The 21235-nt window shown below is 40.2% G+C and carries 22 protein-coding genes; 6 read left to right on the top strand and 16 right to left on the bottom strand.

Features of this window, described 5'->3' with window-relative positions; all coding sequences use genetic code 11:
- The first annotated feature begins 7 nt into the window (after positions 1-7).
- Both LDM98_RS01695 and LDM98_RS01690 read left to right on the top strand, forming a co-directional pair.
- Complete coding sequence (locus LDM98_RS01695) at positions 8-616, top strand: fumarylacetoacetate hydrolase family protein (protein ID WP_223897591.1); 609 nt, start codon at positions 8-10, stop codon at positions 614-616.
- A gap of 21 nt (positions 617-637) precedes the next feature.
- Positions 638-847 carry a hypothetical protein gene (locus tag LDM98_RS01690; RefSeq protein ID WP_223897590.1) on the top strand — a complete coding sequence of 70 codons (210 nt, stop codon included), beginning with the start codon at positions 638-640 and terminating at the stop codon, positions 845-847.
- Positions 848-933: 86 nt separating this feature from the next.
- Here LDM98_RS01690 and LDM98_RS01685 read toward each other — a convergent pair whose 3' ends face one another.
- Positions 934-2637 carry an EAL domain-containing protein gene (locus LDM98_RS01685; RefSeq protein WP_223897588.1) on the bottom strand — a complete coding sequence of 568 codons (1704 nt, stop codon included), beginning with the start codon at positions 2635-2637 and terminating at the stop codon, positions 934-936.
- Positions 2638-3035: 398 nt separating this feature from the next.
- Between LDM98_RS01685 and nifJ the strand changes: the two genes are divergently transcribed.
- The 3 genes from nifJ to LDM98_RS01670 are packed head-to-tail and all read left to right on the top strand — an operon-like array spanning position 3036 to position 8040.
- Positions 3036-6605, top strand: a complete 3570-nt coding sequence (gene nifJ / locus LDM98_RS01680) for a pyruvate:ferredoxin (flavodoxin) oxidoreductase (protein WP_223897587.1) — start codon at positions 3036-3038, stop codon at positions 6603-6605.
- Positions 6606-6607: 2 nt separating this feature from the next.
- Positions 6608-7603: a dihydroorotate dehydrogenase-like protein gene (locus LDM98_RS01675; RefSeq protein WP_223897585.1), complete on the top strand. Its 996-nt coding sequence runs from the start codon at positions 6608-6610 to the stop codon at positions 7601-7603.
- 32 nt (positions 7604-7635) lie between these two features.
- Positions 7636-8040 (top strand): PGPGW domain-containing protein, encoded by a 405-nt coding sequence (locus tag LDM98_RS01670; RefSeq protein WP_223897583.1) that lies wholly within the window; start codon positions 7636-7638, stop codon positions 8038-8040.
- 15 nt (positions 8041-8055) lie between these two features.
- On the opposite strand, the gene LDM98_RS01665 is transcribed toward LDM98_RS01670, so the two are convergent.
- From LDM98_RS01665 to LDM98_RS01615, 12 genes are all read right to left on the bottom strand, one after another.
- Positions 8056-8637: a hypothetical protein gene (locus LDM98_RS01665; RefSeq protein WP_223897581.1), complete on the bottom strand. Its 582-nt coding sequence runs from the start codon at positions 8635-8637 to the stop codon at positions 8056-8058.
- 222 nt (positions 8638-8859) lie between these two features.
- Positions 8860-9633 (bottom strand): glutamate 5-kinase, encoded by a 774-nt coding sequence (gene proB / locus LDM98_RS01660; protein ID WP_223897579.1) that lies wholly within the window; start codon positions 9631-9633, stop codon positions 8860-8862.
- 110 nt (positions 9634-9743) lie between these two features.
- The gene (locus tag LDM98_RS01655) at positions 9744-10439 is read right to left on the bottom strand and encodes a LytTR family DNA-binding domain-containing protein (protein ID WP_223897577.1); all 696 of its coding nucleotides are present in this window, start codon (positions 10437-10439) and stop codon (positions 9744-9746) included.
- Positions 10420-11427 carry a sensor histidine kinase gene (locus tag LDM98_RS01650; RefSeq protein ID WP_223897575.1) on the bottom strand — a complete coding sequence of 336 codons (1008 nt, stop codon included), beginning with the start codon at positions 11425-11427 and terminating at the stop codon, positions 10420-10422. The genes LDM98_RS01655 and LDM98_RS01650 overlap by 20 nt, the downstream gene beginning before the upstream one ends.
- The gene (locus tag LDM98_RS01645; protein WP_223897573.1) at positions 11420-12841 is read right to left on the bottom strand and encodes an NAD(P)/FAD-dependent oxidoreductase; all 1422 of its coding nucleotides are present in this window, start codon (positions 12839-12841) and stop codon (positions 11420-11422) included. Before LDM98_RS01645 ends, LDM98_RS01650 begins: the two co-directional genes overlap by 8 nt.
- A complete protein-coding gene (gene hemH / locus LDM98_RS01640; RefSeq protein ID WP_223897571.1) occupies positions 12841-13779 on the bottom strand; it encodes a ferrochelatase in 939 nt (312 codons plus the stop codon). Before hemH ends, LDM98_RS01645 begins: the two co-directional genes overlap by 1 nt.
- A gap of 78 nt (positions 13780-13857) precedes the next feature.
- Positions 13858-14676 carry a TIGR01777 family oxidoreductase gene (locus LDM98_RS01635; RefSeq protein ID WP_223897569.1) on the bottom strand — a complete coding sequence of 273 codons (819 nt, stop codon included), beginning with the start codon at positions 14674-14676 and terminating at the stop codon, positions 13858-13860.
- A gap of 82 nt (positions 14677-14758) precedes the next feature.
- The gene (gene rpiB / locus LDM98_RS01630; protein ID WP_223899055.1) at positions 14759-15193 is read right to left on the bottom strand and encodes a ribose 5-phosphate isomerase B; all 435 of its coding nucleotides are present in this window, start codon (positions 15191-15193) and stop codon (positions 14759-14761) included.
- 180 nt (positions 15194-15373) lie between these two features.
- Entirely contained in the window at positions 15374-16462 is a 1089-nt protein-coding gene (gene nirK, locus LDM98_RS01625; protein ID WP_223897568.1) for a copper-containing nitrite reductase, read from the bottom strand.
- Complete coding sequence (locus LDM98_RS11750; protein ID WP_255593169.1) at positions 16459-16581, bottom strand: hypothetical protein; 123 nt, start codon at positions 16579-16581, stop codon at positions 16459-16461. Before LDM98_RS11750 ends, nirK begins: the two co-directional genes overlap by 4 nt.
- Positions 16582-16765: 184 nt before the next feature.
- The gene (locus LDM98_RS01620; RefSeq protein ID WP_223899054.1) at positions 16766-17248 is read right to left on the bottom strand and encodes a glutathione peroxidase; all 483 of its coding nucleotides are present in this window, start codon (positions 17246-17248) and stop codon (positions 16766-16768) included.
- A 76-nt stretch (positions 17249-17324) separates the two neighbouring features.
- Positions 17325-17612 carry a DUF3833 family protein gene (locus tag LDM98_RS01615; RefSeq protein WP_223897565.1) on the bottom strand — a complete coding sequence of 96 codons (288 nt, stop codon included), beginning with the start codon at positions 17610-17612 and terminating at the stop codon, positions 17325-17327.
- A gap of 22 nt (positions 17613-17634) precedes the next feature.
- On the opposite strand from LDM98_RS01615, the gene LDM98_RS01610 reads away from it, so the two are divergent.
- Complete coding sequence (locus tag LDM98_RS01610; RefSeq protein ID WP_223897563.1) at positions 17635-18102, top strand: SRPBCC family protein; 468 nt, start codon at positions 17635-17637, stop codon at positions 18100-18102.
- 108 nt (positions 18103-18210) lie between these two features.
- On the opposite strand, the gene LDM98_RS01605 is transcribed toward LDM98_RS01610, so the two are convergent.
- The 3 genes from LDM98_RS01605 to LDM98_RS01595 all read right to left on the bottom strand — a co-directional run bounded on the left by LDM98_RS01605 (position 18211) and on the right by LDM98_RS01595 (position 20932).
- Positions 18211-18630 carry an ankyrin repeat domain-containing protein gene (locus LDM98_RS01605; protein ID WP_223897561.1) on the bottom strand — a complete coding sequence of 140 codons (420 nt, stop codon included), beginning with the start codon at positions 18628-18630 and terminating at the stop codon, positions 18211-18213.
- Between the two features lie 259 nt (positions 18631-18889).
- Positions 18890-20098, bottom strand: a complete 1209-nt coding sequence (gene trpB, locus LDM98_RS01600; RefSeq protein ID WP_223897560.1) for a tryptophan synthase subunit beta — start codon at positions 20096-20098, stop codon at positions 18890-18892.
- A gap of 291 nt (positions 20099-20389) precedes the next feature.
- Positions 20390-20932, bottom strand: a complete 543-nt coding sequence (locus LDM98_RS01595) for a flavin reductase family protein (RefSeq protein ID WP_223897558.1) — start codon at positions 20930-20932, stop codon at positions 20390-20392.
- Positions 20933-21235: the final 303 nt, after the last annotated feature.

The raw sequence follows: 21235 nt of genomic DNA, 5'->3' as shown, positions 1-21235 counted from the left end.
TAACTTCATGAAAACTTTACAATTTAAACAGCAAACTATCACTCCTTCAAAAGTCGTCTGTATAGGACGAAACTATGTAGAACATATCAAAGAGTTGGGTAATGAAATTCCGGAAAACATGGTAGTATTTAACAAACCTAATTCAGCTATCACGGACACCTTATACTTTATAGATGAGACGACGCGTTTTGAAGCAGAGATCTGTTTTTTAGTGGAGCAAAATAAACTGTCGGGTGTTGGCGTTGGACTTGATCTGACAAAGGCAACAATTCAAAACAAGATGAAAGAGAAAGGCTTGCCGTGGGAACGTGCTAAGGCTTTTGATGGTTCAGCCGTATTGAGTGACTTCATAGCTTTAGATACACCTTTAGAAAGCTTATCGATGAAGCTCTTCGTCAATGACAGACTTCAGCAACATGCAACTTATGAACTGATGATGTATAAACCTTTAGAGATGTTAGAAGAGATCCGGTCTTTTATGAGCTTAGAGGATGGGGATGTTATTATGTCGGGTACACCTAAAGGGGTAGCCAATTATAAAAGAGAGGATACTTTTTATATTGAACTTTATAGTGATGAAGAAGTGATACTTTCTCAAATGTGGCAAGCCAAGTAAGTTAAGTAAGGTAAGTAAACAATGGAATATGAGTTTATAGAATTCAAAGCAGGTCAGAGATGGAAGACCCGGATGGGCAAGAGATTTATCATCAAAGAGATCCGCGAGGACGAAGAGTACGCTCTGGTATGCATTAGTATGGACACAGGCAGAAAACATTTTTTTGATGAGGATGGTTATGAAGTTCCAGGCTATCCTACGGATAATGATCTAGTAGAACAGATCTCTTAGAGTTGTGGGACAGGAATGAGAAAAAACGTTATACCTCAAAAAGCTTCTATAGTTCTTTGAAATCTAAAACAGTAGCTGCCTAGATATCAACTTATCTTTCTCATCAAATTCGGCAAGTCCGGGTTTGGTTTGCCAATATAATCTCCTTGTGTATAATCAACACCTAGAGAGGTAACTACATCAAATATTTTTTTTGAAGTAACAAATTCGGCAATAATTTTTATGTTGAGCTTATTTGCCATGAACACAATGCTCTCGATAAGTATCTGCGAATTCTGATCATGAAGGATATTTTTGATAATAGAGCCATCTATTTTAATGAAGTTTATATCCAGCTCCAGCAGATGCATAAAGTTTGAATATCCTGAGCCAAAGTCGTCTATAGCAATCTTTACTCCGTATTTTTTTAATTCTTTAACGAATGCTTTCACTTGACCGTAGTCCTCTATTTCTTCAGATTCAATAATCTCAAAAACAATATTATGTGGTCTATTGAATCTACTGATCATATCTATGATATAGGTTTGTGTTTGCGTGTTTCGAATATCATCTATGGAAATGTTAATGGTAAAAATCATATCTTTGTCCTGAAACATTTCAAATGCTTTACGAATAATGATTTTCGTTAATTCAGGGTAAATTTTTATTTTGCGGGAGATATCTAAAAATGACAAGGGATCAACAACTTCTCCATTTTCATTTATGATACGCATCAATACTTCGTATTTCTCTATTTTACATGTTTGGCTGTTATAAATAGGATGAAAATAGGGGATGACGAGATCGTTTAAGATTGCATATTTAAGTGTTTTAATCATCTTATGGCTATGAACATAGTACGCTTCTTCTTCTTCTGTTAGATTGTAAAAGGAAAACGGTAGTTTAAGCTTCTTGGCATTATTAAGTGCGATATTTGCATTGATAAGTATGTCACTATTCTTTCCGTAGCCTACTCCGGCTGCTATGCTCAAATAGATCTCATGTTCGCCGATCTGAAAAAGATTCTCGGAAAACTCTTGAATGAAAGTGCTGATGATTTCTTTGCAAGCGTCTTCAACACATGCATCAAAACAGAGAATAGCAAATACATCTCCAGGCAATTTGTAAACCTGCTTCTTCTTTTTGCTGAAGACTTCTGTGATATAAAGAGCAACTCTTTTGAGTATCTCATCTCCTATAGCCTGCCCATAAAGTTTGTTAACATCCTGAAAGGCATCAAGATCAAAGAGAATTAATTCCTTATAATCTTCTTTTTCAAGCTCTTGAAGGAGTTTGAGACGGTTCGGTAAACCTGTAAGAACATCGGTAAACTGTCTATTGATAAGCTGTTCTTGTTCAAATATCTTTGTGATGTCATGACGCATAGCAATAAATTCTTCTATTTCACCATTGGTTCCCAAAATCGGTGAGATGGTCGTATCCACATAATAAGCGCTACCATCTTTTGCACGGTTTTTTAGAATACCATGCCAAGGCTGTTTGTTGAGTATCGTCTCCCACATAGCTTTAAAAGTCTCTAAAGGGGTATCTGTATGTCTAATGATACTCTGTGAAGCACCTATAAGTTCATCTTTTGAATACCCTGATACGGTCTCAAATGCATCATTAACATATATAATAACGCCATTCTTGTCAGTCTTTGATACGATAGTACTCTGATCGACCGCTTTTTTGTACTCGTTAAGCAGTTGAGTCTGTTCAATATCTATATGAGGTTTTTCTCTAATATCCATAGAGTGTTGTACGTTATACTCTAGCAATTTTATTTTTTTAGAATTTTCATTTTTCATTCCAACTGCAAACCTTATTTGATAAAATACTTGAAGATAAAATTATTAATTCATTATTTATTTGAATATAATAAAATAATTTTTAAAATATTTTGACGATAATACTCTACAATAAATATGTAAAATTAGTGTAAAAATTAAAATATATGCTTACAAATAAGTGCTAAATCACAAAACAACGTATGAATCATTTTGTAGAAGTTTTATAAAAGAGACGACTGTACCCCTTCCCCAAAATCTTGACCATCATTGCATACAGATATTTTAGGGAGAAATGCTACAATATAAAAAGGACCCATACAAGTCATTTTTAAAATAGTATTTAATGCGTTTATATTGTACCCTTTCACTCTACAATATATTATATGAATTTTTTTGACGATAAATAAAGGAATATAATGATGAAAGAACGTTCCACTATGATGGTTGACGGCAATGAAGCCGTTGCCATGGTCGCCCACAAGATCAATGAAGTCATTGCCATATACCCTATCACCCCTGCTTCTGCCATGGGTGAATTCAGTGACATTTACAGTTCAAAAAAACAGAAAAACATTTTTGGTACCATCCCCCAAGTCTATGAAATGCAAAGTGAGGGAGGTGCAAGCGGTGCCGTTCACGGCGCATTGCAAGCAGGTGCACTGACCACAACCTTTACCGCTTCTCAGGGGCTGCTGCTGATGATACCCAATATGTACAAGATCGCAGGGGAACTCACTTCAACGGTATTCCATGTTGCCTCCAGATCTCTTGCAGCCCAGGCACTTTCCATCTTTGGTGATCATCAGGATGTCATGGGGGTAAGACAGACCGGATTTGCCCTGCTTGCATCAAGTTCTGTACAGGAAGCCCATGATTTTGCGCTTATCTCACAAGCGGCGACCTTGCATGCACGTATTCCTTTTTTACATTTTTTTGACGGTTTTCGAACCTCACATGAGGTAAGTCGTATCGAAAAACTCCCTGATGACGTACTTAAAGCAATGATCAACCCAGATCTGGTTGCGGCACACCGGAAACGGGGCCTGACACCTGATACGCCTGTACTACGAGGTACCTCACAAAATCCCGATGTCTATTTTCAAGGACGTGAAAGTGTCAATAAGTATTATCAGGCTCTGCCGAAAATCTTGCAGGAGCAGATGGATGCCTTTGCCGGTCTCACAGGAAGATCCTACCGGCTTTTTGATTATGTCGGTGTTGAAGATGCTGAAAGAGTGATCGTATTGATGGGGTCAGGTACCCAAGCCGTAGAAGAGAGCGTGCACTATCTGAACGCTCAAGGTGAAAAAGTAGGCATGATAAAGGTACGGTTGGCATTGCCTTTTGCCATCGATGCATTCATGGATGCACTGCCAAGATCAGTGAAGTCAATTGCAGTACTGGACCGTACCAAAGAGTCAGGAAGCCTGGGCGAACCGCTCTATCATGATGTAGTAAGTGCACTGTTTGAACAGCGTACACAACTCTCTACAGGGCTGCCGACTATCATCGGAGGCCGCTACGGCCTTTCTTCCAAAGAGTTCACACCCGCCATGATCCTTGCGATCTACAAGGAACTTTCCAAAGCGTCTCCGAAAAATCATTTCACCATAGGCATTGACGATGATGTCACCCATACATCACTTGATTATGATCATGATTTCATCTTAAAAAACCCTACCCAGTTTCAAGCCCTTTTTTACGGACTGGGCTCGGATGGTACGGTAGGTGCGAACAAAAATACCATCAAGATCATCGGTGAAGAGACAGACTATTATGCCCAGGGATATTTTGTCTATGACTCCAAAAAATCGGGTTCCATGACCATCTCTCATCTGCGTTTCGGTCCCGATCCGATCCACTCCAGTTACCTGATACAAGAAGCGGACTTTATCGCCGTACACCAGTCAGTATTTCTTGAAAAACTCGATCTGCTGAAGTATGCTAAACCAGGTGCCGTTTTTCTGCTGAACACCCCTCACAACAAAGAGGAAGTATGGCAGCATCTTCCCCGTGTGACCTTGAAGCGTATCATCGACAAAGGGCTGAAATTTTATGTCATTGATGCCTACAGTGTGGCCAAAGAAAGCAACATGGGGTCACGGATCAATACTGTAATGCAGACCTGTTTCTTTGCCATCAGCGGCATTCTTCCCAGAGATGAAGCCATTGAAAAAATAAAACACTCGATACAAAAAAGTTACGGGAAAAAAGGTGATGTGATCGTAGAGATGAATTTTGCCGCCGTGGACAATGCCCTTGCTCATCTCTATGAAGTCGATATTCCCACACAGGCAGAGAGTACCCAAGAACTTCGGCCTGTGCTCAAAGGTGTATTGACACCGTTCATTTCTGAAGTGATCGGAAAAATGAGCGCCTACATGGGAGATGAACTTCCAGTATCCAAGATTCCGGCTGACGGAACGTGGCCCACAGGGACGACACAGTACGAAAAACGTAACATCGCCCATGAAGTGCCTGTCTGGGACCATGATACCTGCATTCAGTGCAATAAATGTGTCTCTGCCTGCCCCCACTCGGTCATACGCTCTAATGTCTTTGATGTTTCCTTTATGCAAGAAGCGCCTGAAGGGTTTCTCTCCAAACTGGCAAAGGGGAAGAAATTCGGTGAAAATGATCTTTTCAATATCTCAGTAGCGGTCGAGGACTGTACAGGATGTTCGCTCTGTACTGAAGTCTGTCCGGCCAAAAACAAATCACAGACCAATCTCAAAGCCATCAATATGACACCGCTTGATGCCATAAAAGAGCAAAAGATCACACAGTGGGACTATTTTGCTTCACTACCGAAGATCGAACGTTCACAACTTGACCATGATGACCTGAAAGAGTCACAGTTCCTTGAACCTCTCTTTGAATTCAGCGGTGCATGTGCGGGGTGCGGAGAGACTCCGTACATTAAACTTGCTACACAGCTTTTCGGTGACAGGATGGTCGTTGCCAACGCCACTGGATGCAGCTCCATTTACGGAGGGAATCTTCCTACGACCCCATGGAGAAAAAATGATGAAGGACGCGGACCGGCATGGTCCAATTCACTCTTTGAAGACAATGCAGAGTTCGGGCTTGGCTTCCGCCTTGCCATCGATAACCATGTAGATCATGCCCGAAGCCTGCTTCAAGGACTTCAGGACGGTCTGGACAAAACACTTGTTGAAACGATACTCGGTGCTTCTCAGAACAATGAAACAGAGATCAACCAGCAAAGAGAACGGATTGTACTGCTTAAATCTGCTCTTGCTGAACGTGAAGACAATGAAGCAAAAAAACTACATGAGATCGCAGATTATCTTGTGAAAAAATCCGTTTGGATCATCGGTGGAGACGGCTGGGCTTATGATATCGACTATGGCGGCCTGGACCATGTACTTGCCAGCGGAAAAAATGTCAATATTCTGGTACTCGATACCCAGGTCTACTCCAACACCGGTGGCCAGCAGTCCAAGGCTACTTTGACCGGTGCTGTGGCGAAGTTTGCAGCAGAAGGAAAGGCAGGCGTACCGAAAGATCTCGCTGCAATGGCCATCAATTACGAAAATGTCTATGTGGCAAAAGTCGCATTGGGTGCGAATGACAAAGCCACGGTCAAAGCCTTTGTTGAAGCAGAACGCTATGACGGCCCTTCCATCATCATCGCCTATTCACAATGTATCGCACACGGCTATGATCTCAAATACGGTTTTGATCAGCAAAAACGCGCGGTTGACAGTGGTTTATGGCCGATCTTCCGCTTTGATCCCGATAAGATCAAAGAAGGGGAAAACCCGATGACACTTGATTACAAAGGACCTAAAATAGATGTCAAGGACTTTATGTATCGCGAAACACGATTTAAAATGGTTGAGAAGATGAATGCTGAATCTGCAGAATCCTACCTGGAAACTGCGGCACATACGGCCCAGAGTCTCTACAAACGGTACCAAAACCTGTATGAATATTACCAGCCAAGACAAAAGGAGGTGTGACCATGGATCTAACTACGACACATTTGGGATTGACATTGAAAAATCCCCTTATTGCCAGCGCTTCGCCGTTAACGGCCTCTCTGGAGAGTATCAAAAAGCTTGAAGAGAGCGGTATAGCCGCTGTGATCATGCATTCACTCTTCGAAGAAGAGATCAACCATGAGATCCGTCAGATCGACCACTTTTTACACATTCACAACAATTCAAATCCAGAGGCGACCACGTATCTGCCCAATGAAGTGGATTTTGAGAATCTTCACTCTGAACACTATCTTGAAGAGATCAGAAAGATCAAAGAATCTGTTCATATCCCGGTTATCGCGAGTCTGAACGGTGTCTCGGCTGGAGGATGGGTGAAATACGCCAAAAAACTGCAAGAAGCCGGTGCAGATGCTTTGGAACTGAACATCACCTATATTCCCACATCTATTGATATGGAGGGACATATCGTAGAGCAGATGTATGTCGATACGGTAGCGCAGGTAAAAGAACACATATCCATCCCCCTCAATGTCAAGATGAACGCCTATTTTTCCAGCCCTGCCAATATGGCAAAACGCATTGTGGAAGCCGGAGCCAACGGTCTGACCATTTTTGACAATCCTACACGCGTGGATGTGGACCTTGAACTTCTTACTCCCTTACAGTGTGCCAATATCACCCGCTCTGCAAATATCAGTGAAACCTTAAGATGGTGTGCGATCCTACATAACAAGCTTTCCTGCTCAATGTGTGCGGGCACCGGGATACACAGCGGGGAAGATGTGCTCAAAGCCATCATGAGCGGAGCAGATGCAGTGGCGCTGGCTTCTGTACTTCTTACCAAAGGGGAAGCCCAGGCAGCAATCATACTCAATGAGCTCATCCAGTGGATGCAAGCGAATGAATACGACTCCATCTCACAGATGAAAGGAAGTATCTCTCTGGCCCATACCGATAACCCGGCTGCCTATGAACGCAACTCCTATATGTACGCTTTACAGCAGTACCGGCGCTGATGCGACAATAGAGAAACAGAAAAAATGCAATGATGGAGTTTATTGATAATCATGAAAATCTATTGTTTTGGTCAACGCTAGTGTCGATCATTAGCGTTATCGCCTCGATACTACTGATCCCCTGGATAGTGACTAAAATACCTGCAGATTATTTTACCCACCCAAAACGTCAAAAGCTTCTATGGGGTGACCAGCCGAAAATCGTACGGTTTATATTTATATTACTTAAAAATATCATTGGAGTGATGCTTGTACTAGGTGGTATCGCCCTGCTTTTTTTACCGGGACAGGGAATACTGACCATCCTGATAGGCTTGCTTATCATGGATTTTCCCTACAAATATAAATTTGAGATCTGGATCATCAAGCACACTTTTCTTCTAAATTCTATCAATAAATTACGTTCAAAAGCAAAAAAACGTCCTTTAGTGATCTAAATGGTCACCATTTTACTATTCTTGAGAGGTTTCCCGAAGATCCTTTAACTTTTTCTGATAATTTTCTTCATCACCATACAAGAGAAATTCATCATAATACTGATGCTGCGCTACGATCTTCTTTGCATGTTTGATAGGACAGAAAAAAAGTTCCGTTCTCCCCGCAACAGCTGAAGCATAGAGCATGAGACCGTTAAAATAGGAGCAATAGAGGCAGTTGAGCTTTTCGATCGGATTTAAATATCCGAGATAACGATGGTCGAAATGCATATAGTCACTTCGCTTGATGAACTCAAATTTGTAGATCCTGAAGATCACATGTTGAAATACAAAAAGGATGATATCCAAAAGTACAGCGGGTATGATCATCGCATAGATCAGAGGTGAACTCAGCAGATGCAAAAAAGGCACTTCCCTAAACCAGGTTAAAAGATTTTTCATATTCTCTTTTTGTTTGGCCAAAACCTCTTGTTCAAATGTCACATAGCCATTTTTGATCTCATAAGAGATATGACTCTCTTGCTTGTCGATCTCTTTTGCAAGCTTTAACTTCATGGCATCTATCTCTTCTATAAGCTCTCTGATCTTATCATTCATTCATAACCCTTTTTATGATTCAAACTCTATATGTGAAGTCTATTATACATAGATAATTCAATAATCACATTGATACCATAGATAATTGCTTATAGTTCAAGAGATAAGCTACAAACATAGTTTATAAGAGTAACTATTGAGGTGTACTCAAATGAAAGGATGATGTGAAGAAGTATGAGAAGCGTGAGTTGGATCTTCACAAGTCTATGTCATCAAGATACACTAGTGCTTTGCTCTAAAAAGTGTTCCTTTCGTATATTTGCCATCCATGAGATATTCATAGGCAGTAGAAAGGTCAAATCCGCTGCATAAAAACATCTCTCGTTTTTTATTGATCAGGAAATCTGCAGCAACCAACTTAGTGTATAGGCCACCTGATGTAAATTCATGATGGGGTCTATATACTGCAGTAAGTTCATCTTCAGAAATGCTATTCACTTCTTTTAGAATTTGTGCATTGGGGTTTTCATTTGGATCGCTGTCATAGTAGCCGTCTCTATCAGTCAAAACCACTAACAGATCCGAGTTTGTATAATGGGTTACTTTGGCTGCAAGCTGATCATTATCTCCAAAAATCTGATCAGGTGTACTTGAGATATCATTCTCATTGATAATAGGAATAATATCTTCTTTAAATGATGTTTGAATGATCTGCCTAAATATCTCTGTACGTTTTCTAGAGTCAAAATCATCTTCTGTCAAAAGAATTTGAGCAATATCCGTATCATAGATATCAAACTTTCTTTTATAAGAGCTCATGAGTATAGGCTGTCCAATTGCAGCCAGGACCTTCTTACTGATATGTTCTCTTTTATCTAGTTTTAAAGCCGTATACCCTGCTGCAGCTGCACCAGAACTTACAAATATAACCTCATATTTTTTGCGAACCTCTACGATAAAAGAAACAAGGTTAACCATACGCTCTTTTGCGATCTCACCCTTCTCTGTTAACACAGAACTTCCCACTTTTATAACAACTCTGTTATATGGATTCATATTGATCTTAATTCCTTTGGATATAGCGAACGATCATAGCAAAATAACTTTAAAGTTATAGATTTCATCAAGCACTATGATTTGATCCATGAAGCATGGGTGAAAGTATTTCAGACAGAAAACTGGTTTCTAAATGCTTTTGCACCATCTTTACTGGATTCTATCTGATCAGAGATATCCTGAAATGAAAATCGCAGTTTACTCTGTTCGATGGTCTCTATCTCTTTGATCTTGTTTATATTGATCAGATAGGATCTATGGATACGTACAAAATCATAAACCAGTAATCTTTTTTCAAGATCTGAGATCTTCTGTGCATAGTATGAAAATCCCTTCGAAGAGCGCAACATCACTTCACTTAGGTCAGCTTTGACATAGTAGATCTCCTCTGGTTTGAGCAGATAATAGCTCTCACCCGCCTTACTCATTAAACGAAGACCATGACTGCTTTTACTTTCCGCTTTAACACGTGCTATACACTGTTCTAACTGTTCTATACTGAAAGGTTTGACCAAATACCCTACCGCACCGATATCAAAGGCTTTAAGGGCATGTTCATCATAGGCTGTCTGAAAGATGATCGCTATGTCCTCCTGATGATAACGCAGTTCATACCCTAATTCCAGTCCATTACTTCCAGGCATGTTAATATCCAAGAGTGCCAGATCAAAATGATTCTCTTTGATCGCTTCGAGTGCACTTACTGCATTGTCTGCTTCTGTGACATCTTCATATCCTAATGTATTGAGCATTCTCTTCAGTCTGGCAAGCGCCAATGCTTCGTCATCAACAATGAGTATTTTCACAACAGTCTCCTAAATAAATCATAAATGTGGGATTTTCTTTGTCAGCAATCTCTATCTTTCCTTTACAGAGAAGCTTGAGACGCTGGGCTAAATTCGTTAAACCGGTTCCGAATTTTGTACTTTTCATCGCTTTACCATTATTTTTCAATATAAGTCTATTTTGACTCTTATCATAGGATAGAAATATTTCCAATATTTTTTTGTCTATAAAACCATGCTTGATAGCATTCTCCACAAGTAACTGAACAGAAAATTTCGGTACTTTTATCTTAGGCATAGGATCATCAATCTGCATATGGATCTTACCCGAAAAACGTATATTCTCAAGTGCCACATAATCACGTACATTTCTGAGTTCATCACTCAATAGTATGAGTGCTTTTTCATCCATCGTATTGCGTAAAAAAGTAGATACTTTCAAGATAGCGGTCTCAGCCTTGTTAGGGTCTTGATGCACAAGTTCAGCTATAGAATTCAAAGCATTGAACAAAAAGTGAGGATTGAGCTGAGTTTCGAGCGAGCGAAGACGGCTTTGCACATAATGATGGTCAACCTCTTCTTTTTCATTACGCATCTTTACAAAACGATACAGTAAAGCACCTACAATATACGTCAGAACACCTATGGCAACAGCTATTTGTACAGGATGTGTATGAAAGAGAGGTATAAGATTTATATCCCATAGTTCTGCAATTTTCGTACTTAACAAGGTACCTAAAAAACCAGAAAGAAACGAGAAAAATATCGCTAATGGAAGCCAAAATATTTTTGAGATCTTTGGTAAAATAGTTTGATTCATAAAAGTAATGAACAAAAGAGAGAAAAATGTGATAGAAAAACCAAGTATAGCACCAAAATACGCACCGTGGATCCACTCAAGTCCCAAAAGCACGTATCCCAAAGAAGAGAGCAACATCGCAAAAACAATGCCGATGAGTAAAATGTAAAGCCAGTCAAGTATCTTGATACGTAAAGCGATATTATACATCCAACAATCCTCTAAGGTTTTCCACACCCAACATTACTCCAGGCCATCCCTGTGCAGCGTACACGGTATCTCCTACGTGGTATAAGCCTTCTATAGTAGTGTCATTTGAAGGAAGTCTTGGCAGGAAGTTTTTCATAGTGATAGCATTTCCTCCAAGTTGTGCACGGTTGATGTAACGTTTAAAGCTTCTGGGTGTTGCTGCAAACTGATGTACTATTTCGCTTTCATTGATATCAAGTATATCACAGATACTCTTTAGCATTTGGCGTTGAAGTTCTTCTTTTTTGCTCTTGTAGGTTTTCTTGTCTTCCCACCATCTACTGTCCGTATGTATAGATGCGGTCACACTATAGTGCCCTTCAGGTGCAAGTATGTTATCAGTCACATCCGAGAAAGAAACAAAAACTGCATTGGATATACTGTGTGTATATTGTTCCTCCTGTATCAGTTGGTAATGATGTTCATACTTCTTCGTACTTTGTATTGTCATATAGAGCATAAAGGAACTTTGATGATTGTTGAGTGTCTCATACTTTTGATAATAGTGCTTTATTTTTTCATCATTAAAAAGTTTTCCACTGTCATAAACGGTACTGTTCAGTATCACTTTTTTGGCTTTTAGAGACTCATTTTTAGTATGAAGAGTGAAATGATCACTGTGTCGTTCAATACTTTCTATTTGTGTACGACGCTTGACATGCTTCATTTTTGCTGTCATCTGCTCAAACAATCTCCCTAATCCTCCAGGCACATAATGTGTTTCATTAAACGAATATCCCAAAGAGAGTGCTGCAGTAAAAAAATTGATCTCTTTTGAATGAGCCTGTGCAACGATAAATATCTGTGCTTCTAAAAATTTTTGATACTCCTCAGAAATATCTCCATAAAAATCGTTGATAAAATCATAGGCATTCCTCCGTAAATAACGTTGAAATTTGACCAATAAAGGGAAAAAACTTGTCAATGAAATAAGTTTACGCCATAATGAACGATTAGAGTAGTAGTGCCCATGCAAAGCATAAAACTCTTTTCCAAGTCTATACACCAGTGTCCAAAATTCACGGTTTTTAGGATGAGGATAGTTTTGTTCAAGTACCTCTAAAAAATCTTCCAGATCGGAAAAACGAGGTGTGATCTTTCCATTTTGTATAATGATGATGGAAGGATCCGTAACTATCAGCTCAGGCGTAAAGCCTATTTTATCAAACATTGATTTGACAATATGTCCCTCTTGATAGCCTGCAAGCGTTGTGGCACCGGTATTATACAAATAGCCTCTGTGCTTAAATGTCGAACTGCATCCACCGAGGTAGGGTTCTTTTTCAAATAAAACGGTCTCATACCCTTTGGCATCCAGATATGCGGCTATACTACTGCCACCGATACCCGAACCAACTACTGCATACTCGATCATCAGGAAGCTTTCATATTCTCATAGATATTTGCGATACACTTTACAAATAAAGGATGGTCATTAGGTGCTTTTGCCACACGATACTCCTCAAACCCGATCTCTTCAGCGACCTCTCTGTATTCTACATCCAATTCATATTCTGTCTCAGAATTATCGATCGTAAAGGCTATAGGGTAGATAATAACCTTTTTCATCTTCAGATTTTTGAGTTTATCCACAAGATAGGGACGTATCCACTCCAGTGGTCCCAGACGTGACTGATAGGCAAGATGGGTCTTATGAAACTGAATGCCTGCTTCCAGTAATGTTTTTCGGGCATGATATACATTGTATCTGATGTGACGCTGATAGTCATCACCTTTGTCTATGATCTTTTGTGGTAAACCATGGGCAGAAAAAACCAATTCAAATGCTTGTGGATCATCATTTGCAAGTGTTTCTCTAATACGTTCTACCATTGCAGCAATATAATCTGGATGTTGATAATAACTATTCAGTGTCTTTACCTTTGCATTAATACCCTGTTTTTTAATGTTTTCTTCCAAGTCCTCGATACTTGAAAGTGTAGTGGTACTAGAATAATGAGGATAGAGAGGAATCGCATAGATCTCATCTACATCTTTAAGTCCCTGGAGTGTATCACTTGAATAAGGAGGTGTGTAACGCATTGCCATATGGACAGTCGCATCGATACCCTCTTCAAGTTTTGAAATGAGTTGTTTTGTATACCCTACCAAAGGAGATTTTCCACCTAAGGCTTCATAGTTACTTTTAGCTTCTTTTTTTCTTTGCCATGTAATGAGTTTGGCAATCATCATTCGAATCGGTTTAGGCGCAGAAATAATACGTTTATCATTGAACATATTGTTCAAAAAAACTTCTACTTCATCCAAGTTGTTCGGACCGCCCATGTTCATTAATACAACAGCTCTTTTCACGAGAACCTCACTTTTTTGTTTATTTTACAAAGAAAGGGTTTCTGTTCGTAGCCTCATAATGTCAATTCATTGTAAAACCTAGGTTAACTGGTGTTTTAGCGCTTTTTCTATGTCTGTATATTCAAAGACAAAACCTTTTTCCTGAAGTGCAGTGGGATAGACTTCTTTTGAACCTGTCAGAACAGAACTGGCTTCACCATACATGATACGCAACGCAAATTCAGGAATAGGAAGAATGGTAGGACGATGTAAAACCTTTCCCAAGGCTTTGGTCAATACATAATTTGTAACAGGATTGGGTGAAACAGCATTATAAACACCCGTCAACTGCTTATCGATGATAAATTGATAGATACGCATCAGATCTTCCATAGCTATCCAGCTGGTCATCATCTTTCCATTACCGATAATGCCTCCCACACCCCATTTGAACGGCGTAAGCATCTGTGCCAGCGCACCCCCCTCTTTGCCAAGTATCACACCAAAACGCAGTATAGTGGTGGGTTTTTCACACAAAATCGCTTCTTCTTCCCACTTATGGGCAAGCTCACCCAAAAAATCATCGGCGATCTGGGTACAGCGTTCATCACATTTTTTGTTATCAGGATAGATGCCGATGGCTGAAGTAGAAATGAAATGTTTCACATTGCTTTGGTTGATCGCTTTCACCAGACGCTCCGTACTCTCTATACGGCTTTGCATCAGTATTTTTTTATAAGGGTCGCTCCAGCGTTTGATGATGGGGGCACCGGCAAGATTGATCACAACATCAACCTCTTCCAGTTTTTTTACTATCACAGGTATATCGTCTTGCCTGTCTATGACAACACACTCTTTAAAATGACTTTGCAGTGCTGAGCCTACAAACCCACTTGCTCCGGTAAGTGCTACTTTCATACTATCCCTTTTTGCTTACTATAGTATACCTGTATGGACTTCCTGTGTAATCACACACCATTGGATTTTTATCTGTAGATGTTTAGTATTCCTTCTCGATTTTATCTATTCTGGGGATGTGTCGGCCCCCCTCAAATTTAGTGTTTAGCCATGTATCCACAATTTGTATGGCTTTTTCCAGGGTAACCATCTTTTGACCGATCGATATTATGTTCGCATTGTTATGCGCTTTTGCCAGCTTCGCTGATTCGTTGTTCCAACAAACAGCACATCTGATTCCTGATATTTTATTAGCGGCCATAGCCTCACCATTTCCACTGCCACCCAAAACGATACCGACTTCGGTCTTTCCCAAAGAAACCAATTTTGCTGCTGGTTTAATGAAGTCGGGATAATCAACCGGTTCATTTGAATGAGTCCCACAATCAGTTACTTCATACCCTTTTGATATAAGATGTTTTTTGATTTCTGTTTTATATTTAAAACCAGCATGATCGCTTGCAATACTTATCTTCATTTTCAATGATTAGTTCCTAGCCTAATTATATTTTCCCTCGTCCCCAAGCCCCGGCTTGCGGGATGCATTATCATTAAAACCTCTCCATATATGTAACGAGTTAGGCGTGTCAAACTATGAGATTCATATTTTCTCGTTCTCTCCTGAGAGTTTTTCATGATATAAAGTCCACTGTCTTTATTATTTTTTGATGGCTCTAGGCTTTTCGATCTGCTTCATAAGGTCGTCATCCCATGTGCCTTCCACCTTTATCTCAGCCATAGCACCAAGCAATATACTCTCAATCAAGTTATGATTGAGATACACGTAGGTTCCCGGTTGACGAAATTCGTAGAGCATCGCGGCAGCTGTTCCTGCGGGTATAGCCCAAGTCTCCAAATTGCTTGCAGGAGTATCAGTAAAGGAACCGTCTCTCCATACAAGATCGCCGTGACCGCCTATGAGGTGAATACGGGTATCTTTGTTTGCTTGTGAATGGATAAAAAGAACCGTCTCTCCAACCTGCGCTTTGAGTGCATTCTCTCCAGTGAGCGCACCCACTTTGCCATTAAATACTTCAAATGTCGGCGTAAGTGTACGCATGACAGTAAGCATGTCATCCAAGCCCTCTGCAGGTGTTTTGTACTTTTTATAGTGACCTTTCTTGTCTTTTGGAATATAAAAGTCCTGCTCGCCGATGTAATAGGCGCGATCGTAGTGAACAAGATCACCTTGCGTATCACGAAGACCATCGCGCGGCAGCACCATAATCGCTCCATTCATTCCAGAAGCAACATGAAAAGGGGTCATTTTCCCACCTGGTGCACAGTGATAAACAAATACGCCCGCTTTGGTAAGCTTCAAGCGGAGTACAGCCTCTTGACCTGGATCAATATGTGTAAGATCGCCACCACCTAGAGCACCGGTCGCTGCATGAAAGTCTATGTTGTGCTCAAGTGTATTTGTGCTTGGATTCACAAGTGTAACTTCTAGATAGTCATCTTGATGGGCGACAATAAGTGGACCTGGCACGCTCCCGTTGTATGTCATCGCCCAAATACTAGCTCCATCAGGCGATACTTGTATCAGTTTCTCTTCGATCACCAGACGAACCTGCACAATCTTTGGCGCACCCTTGGCCACTTGCTCGTGTTTTGGGACAGCCGGTGGCGCGACCAATGTTTCTGTAACACGCTTGAGTGAATCAGCCGAATACTCTTTTGCCCCAAGAGCAATAGCCGAGTAAAAGAGAACACTTGCAACTCCAAAAACTCTCAATGTTCGTTTCATCTGATCATCCCTTTTTTCACTTTTCTCGTCGTATACTGAAAATGTTCGATCTCTACCAACCCTTCAATGCCTTCATAATTTCTCGCACTGGAGTATCTCCAAAGTTTTGCCTCATCCACATAGCCTCTTTTATGTAGCGACTGCTTCCCATTCTATTATTGTATCTTGTTTTTATTCATGGTATCCAGTAAGCCATCCAGCCCCTCATAGTTCCTTTCTCAACTTATCTCCAGTCAGTGGCAACATCTACATACCCGCGCTTCACCGGGTTGGTATGAATATAAGGATCACACAGATTCACTATTATTTGAGTAGTGCTTCTATCTTCTCTTCCAGTTCGACAGGTTTGGTCGATGAACCAAAACGCTCCACTACCTTACCCTCTTTATCTACAAGAAATTTAGTAAAATTCCACTTGATCGCTTCCGTACCTAAAATACCTGGTTGTTCAGACTTCAGATACCGGTAAAGCGGATGTGCCTCTTCGCCGTTGACATTGATCTTGGAGAACATGGGGAAGGTCACACCAAAGTTCACACGACAAAAATTCTGTATCTCTGCTTCCGAACCTGGTTCCTGGGAGCCAAACTGGTTACAGGGAAATCCGAGTACGACCAATCCCTGATCCTTATATTTTTTATAGAGTGCTTCAAGCCCATCATACTGAGGGGTATACCCGCATTTACTGGCAACATTTACGATGAGCATCACCTTGCCTTTATAGGGTTCAAGCGTCGTCTCTTTCCCCTCTATGGTTTTGACCTTGAAATCATAGACCGTTTCCATCTGTACCTCCTTTGCTGACATATGTACACTCAAAATAAACACTAACGACAAGATACCTTTTAGCACGCTGTCTCCTTTACTCTTTTTTATCCGCAGGGAAATCCTTGATGATCATGATCACAAGCTCTCGGACCTCAAATCCGAATTTTTTCATTTTTGAGTGGTTCAGTATCACGCCATCTTCCTGAAGATGTAACCTGTCGCGTACGCTGATATCGATCGTTGAATCGTTATATGGAACACGCATCGTATAGTCTATCATAACCGTATTGCCTTTTGCAACCATCTCTGCTTCCCCGACGATATCTCCTGCTGTACCTGTAATAGATGATAAATCGACACGAATACGATACGAAATGTCCATAGGTTATGTCATAATATATATTATGGAACATACACTAATATTCGAAATGCCTATGCCTTGCAGTGTCAAAACCCTGTTTGATTTTCATGCGGATACCAAGAACCTCCCGCTTATCACACCGAAAAATACGAGTGTAGAGATCTTGAAGCTTGAAACACCTCTAAAAGAAGGGAATGAAGCAATTTTAAGGATCAAGAAAGGATTGCTCTCCTTCGTCTGGGAGTTAAGATTTCAAGAAGTCCGCTATCCTGATCTCATTGTCGATGTCGCTACACGTTCGCCCTTTAAAAGTTTCAGGCACGAACATCATTTTATAACAATAGATGGAACACATTCTTTCTTGCGTGATAAGATCATATTTTCACTTCCGTTTTGGCCTCTGAGTATGCCCGCAGTGTACTTTGTGAAACGTGAAATGAAGAAAATGTTTGCCTTTCGGCATACCCAGACAAAGGCATTCATCGCTTCATCATCGGTAAGTGAGTCATAGATCACTTTCCCCCTACTCTATTAAAAATATCTATTCTACACCTGCACCGGGAGCATCTTGACCCATAAAGATGGGACAGAATATAAGGGGGGGGACTATATAGCGGAGTTATCCTCCGGACCTCATCAAACCTATCTTTTTACAATACTCTTTCATCTCTTTACTTCCCAAACGTTCAACATACTCAAACAGACTTTCTCCTTGATATTCCATAAAAATATCAATGCCATTGTCCACCAAGTATGTAAGAACTTCAAGGTCATTCGCATCAACTGCACAAAAAGGTGCTTTTTTAGAGTTGTTTGTAACATCAAGTGTACATCCATAATACAGTAAAAGCTTTACATTATGTATATTGTGATGGTAAATGGCCCAATACAGTGCCGTATATCCGAACCTGTCTTTTTGGTGTATATCTATATGGTTCATAACAATGGAATTTAACTTATAATTGTGTTGAACCGTTTGCATAAAATCTATAACCTGATTGATTTCTTTGCCCTGTTTTCTTGGCATACATGCTGTCATTATCTGCTCCTATTTGATATTAATTATCAAATATTATAGAAAGTGAGCTTAATATAATATTAATAATTGATATCATTTAGAAAATATTGATCCTAAACACTCTAGGTTGGCATATTATTTGTATATATTGGTCTAAATTGCCACTCATTGTACTTCCAATATATACTACCGGCATATACAATATATAGGCCAGATGAAAATAATCGTACTTGATTTATGCATCCTTTTCACAATCACGTATCACACGATACCCATAAGATCACAGCTTCAAGATCTCCATAGCCTGTATCATATCTTTATCCCCTCTGCCCGAAAGGCTGATGATGATCGTTTTACCTTTGATCTTCTCTTGAGGCATTTTTTTAAGATAGGCGATCGCATGCGCGCTTTCAAACGCAGGGACGATCCCTTCGCTTCGGCTGAGCCATACAAAGGCATCCATAGCCTCATCATCTGTTACAGAGTCATAGATCACTTTACCCTGCTCCATAAGAAATGAGTGTTCAGGCCCTATTCCGGGGTAGTCAAGCCCTGCTGATATAGAGTAAGCTTCATTGATCTGGCCTTCGTCAGTTTGTAACAGATAACTCAATTGTCCATGCAGTACACCCGGTCTTCCCAAAGCCAATGAGGCGCCATGTTCTCCACTTTGCAGTCCTTTACCTCCTGCTTCTATGCCGATACACTCTGTTTTTTCTTCTTCTATAAAGTGGGCAAACATACCTAAGGCATTTGACCCTCCGCCTATACAAGCGATGACAAAATCAGGTAGCGTATTCGCTTGTTCTAAGAGTTGCGCTTTGGCTTCATAACTGATGATAGCCTGGAAATCACGTACCATCAAAGGGTAAGGATGTGGCCCTGCCGCAGTACCTATGATATAGAAGGTATCTCTGGCATGAGTGACCCAGTGTCTTATGGCATCATTCATGGCATCTTTAAGTGTTCTACTGCCAGACTCCACTGCGTGTACTTTTGCACCTAGCAATTTCATGCGAAAGACATTGAGTTGTTGGCGCTCTACGTCTTTTGCACCCATAAAAACCTCACACTCAAGCCCCATAAGTGCTGCGACAGTTGCAGTAGCCACGCCATGCTGTCCTGCGCCCGTCTCAGCAATGATCTTCGTTTTTCCCATACGTTTAGCCAAAAGACCTTGGGCAATCGTATTGTTCACCTTGTGTGCACCTGTATGGTTGAGATCTTCACGTTTAAGATAGACTTCTGCACCTATTTCACTACTTATATTCTGTGCTTTATACAGAGGTGATGGACGTCCTACATAGTCTTTGTAGAGTGCATTGACCTCATTCCAAAAGGTTTTGTCAAAACGGTATTGTTTGTAGACTTCATCTAGTTCAATGAGTATGGGCATCAGTGTCTCTGGGACGTATCTGCCTCCAAACTTCCCAAAGTGGCCTCTCTCATCCGGGTCGAAACTAAATGCTTTTGGTATATACGGTTTCATGAAAACTCCTTTATCTCATATATTATCGTGTTTAAAGAAGTTTTTGTAGTTGGTTTATGTCGGTTAAAGAGATTTACCGACTTTTTTACTGTTGCTCTTTAACGTTTTTTATATAGGTATCGTCCAAGTCATCATCATAAATAGTGAAGATCGGTTCAAATCCCATAAGTTGTAATTTTTTATCCACTGCTTTTGCATCAAAACCATTTCTTTTAATAGATGATAATCATTTGACTTGCTGTTCTCTACTCAATCCTGCCAGCTCAAACTCAAACTCGATTTCTTCTAAAGTCATACAATACTCCTTTTTGGTACTGTAAATGTCTCTTCTACTGTCGCATACTTCCCACGACCGGAAAACAGCATAGGCTTGTGACTCTGTTTTTCATTGACATGTATGTTACTAACATCTGCGATAAAAATGGTATGATCACCATTTTTATAGGTATCACATACCCTACATTCATAGATAAAGTCTGAAGCACTGAGTAATACATTTTCATTGCTATCTATACCCTCTACCACTAAGCCACTTTTAGACAATTTGTCTTCGATGTCACCATGTATTTTTCCCATCATGCTGACAGTTTCATAATGATCAAATGGTAAGAAATTGAGTGTAAAGCTTCGATGTTTTTCCAGTAGTGCATGGGTGTAGTTCTCTTCACGTACCGCCACAGCATAGCGAAAAGGCGACTTAGAGACAGGCATATGCCATGAAGCCGGCATCAGGTTGTGCTGGCAGGCGAGCAAAGCCGTGACTCTTGGCTGTGTATGTGTTGCTTCTTCTAAAGTATCATAGGTTTTAAACATTGGTTCCTCATTTTTTCTCATATTTTATACGGATACAGAAATATTTCGTAGGGGATTTTTGTTGATTCATGGTAGATATCTACCATGACATTATCTGTTCCAAGGAAAACGCTAAAATCCAATACAATACGTTGCATATTTTAAAGACTCAAGACATAATAGAAAACCTTATAAAATATTCCAATATGGCTGGTTTTATAAGGTTTTCATTTTTTAAGTAATTACATAAGCAGATGTACAACTCATCTTGACACTGATGCCTCCCAAAAAAATAGAGGACAATATGTTCTCTATTGCCTGATATGGATAAATAGGGGAACACTT

Source organism: Sulfurovum sp. TSL1 (genome assembly GCF_019972135.1).
GTDB lineage: Bacteria > Campylobacterota > Campylobacteria > Campylobacterales > Sulfurovaceae > Sulfurovum.
Note: the sequence above shows the minus strand (reverse complement) of the source record. Positions and strands in the feature narration are given on the sequence as shown.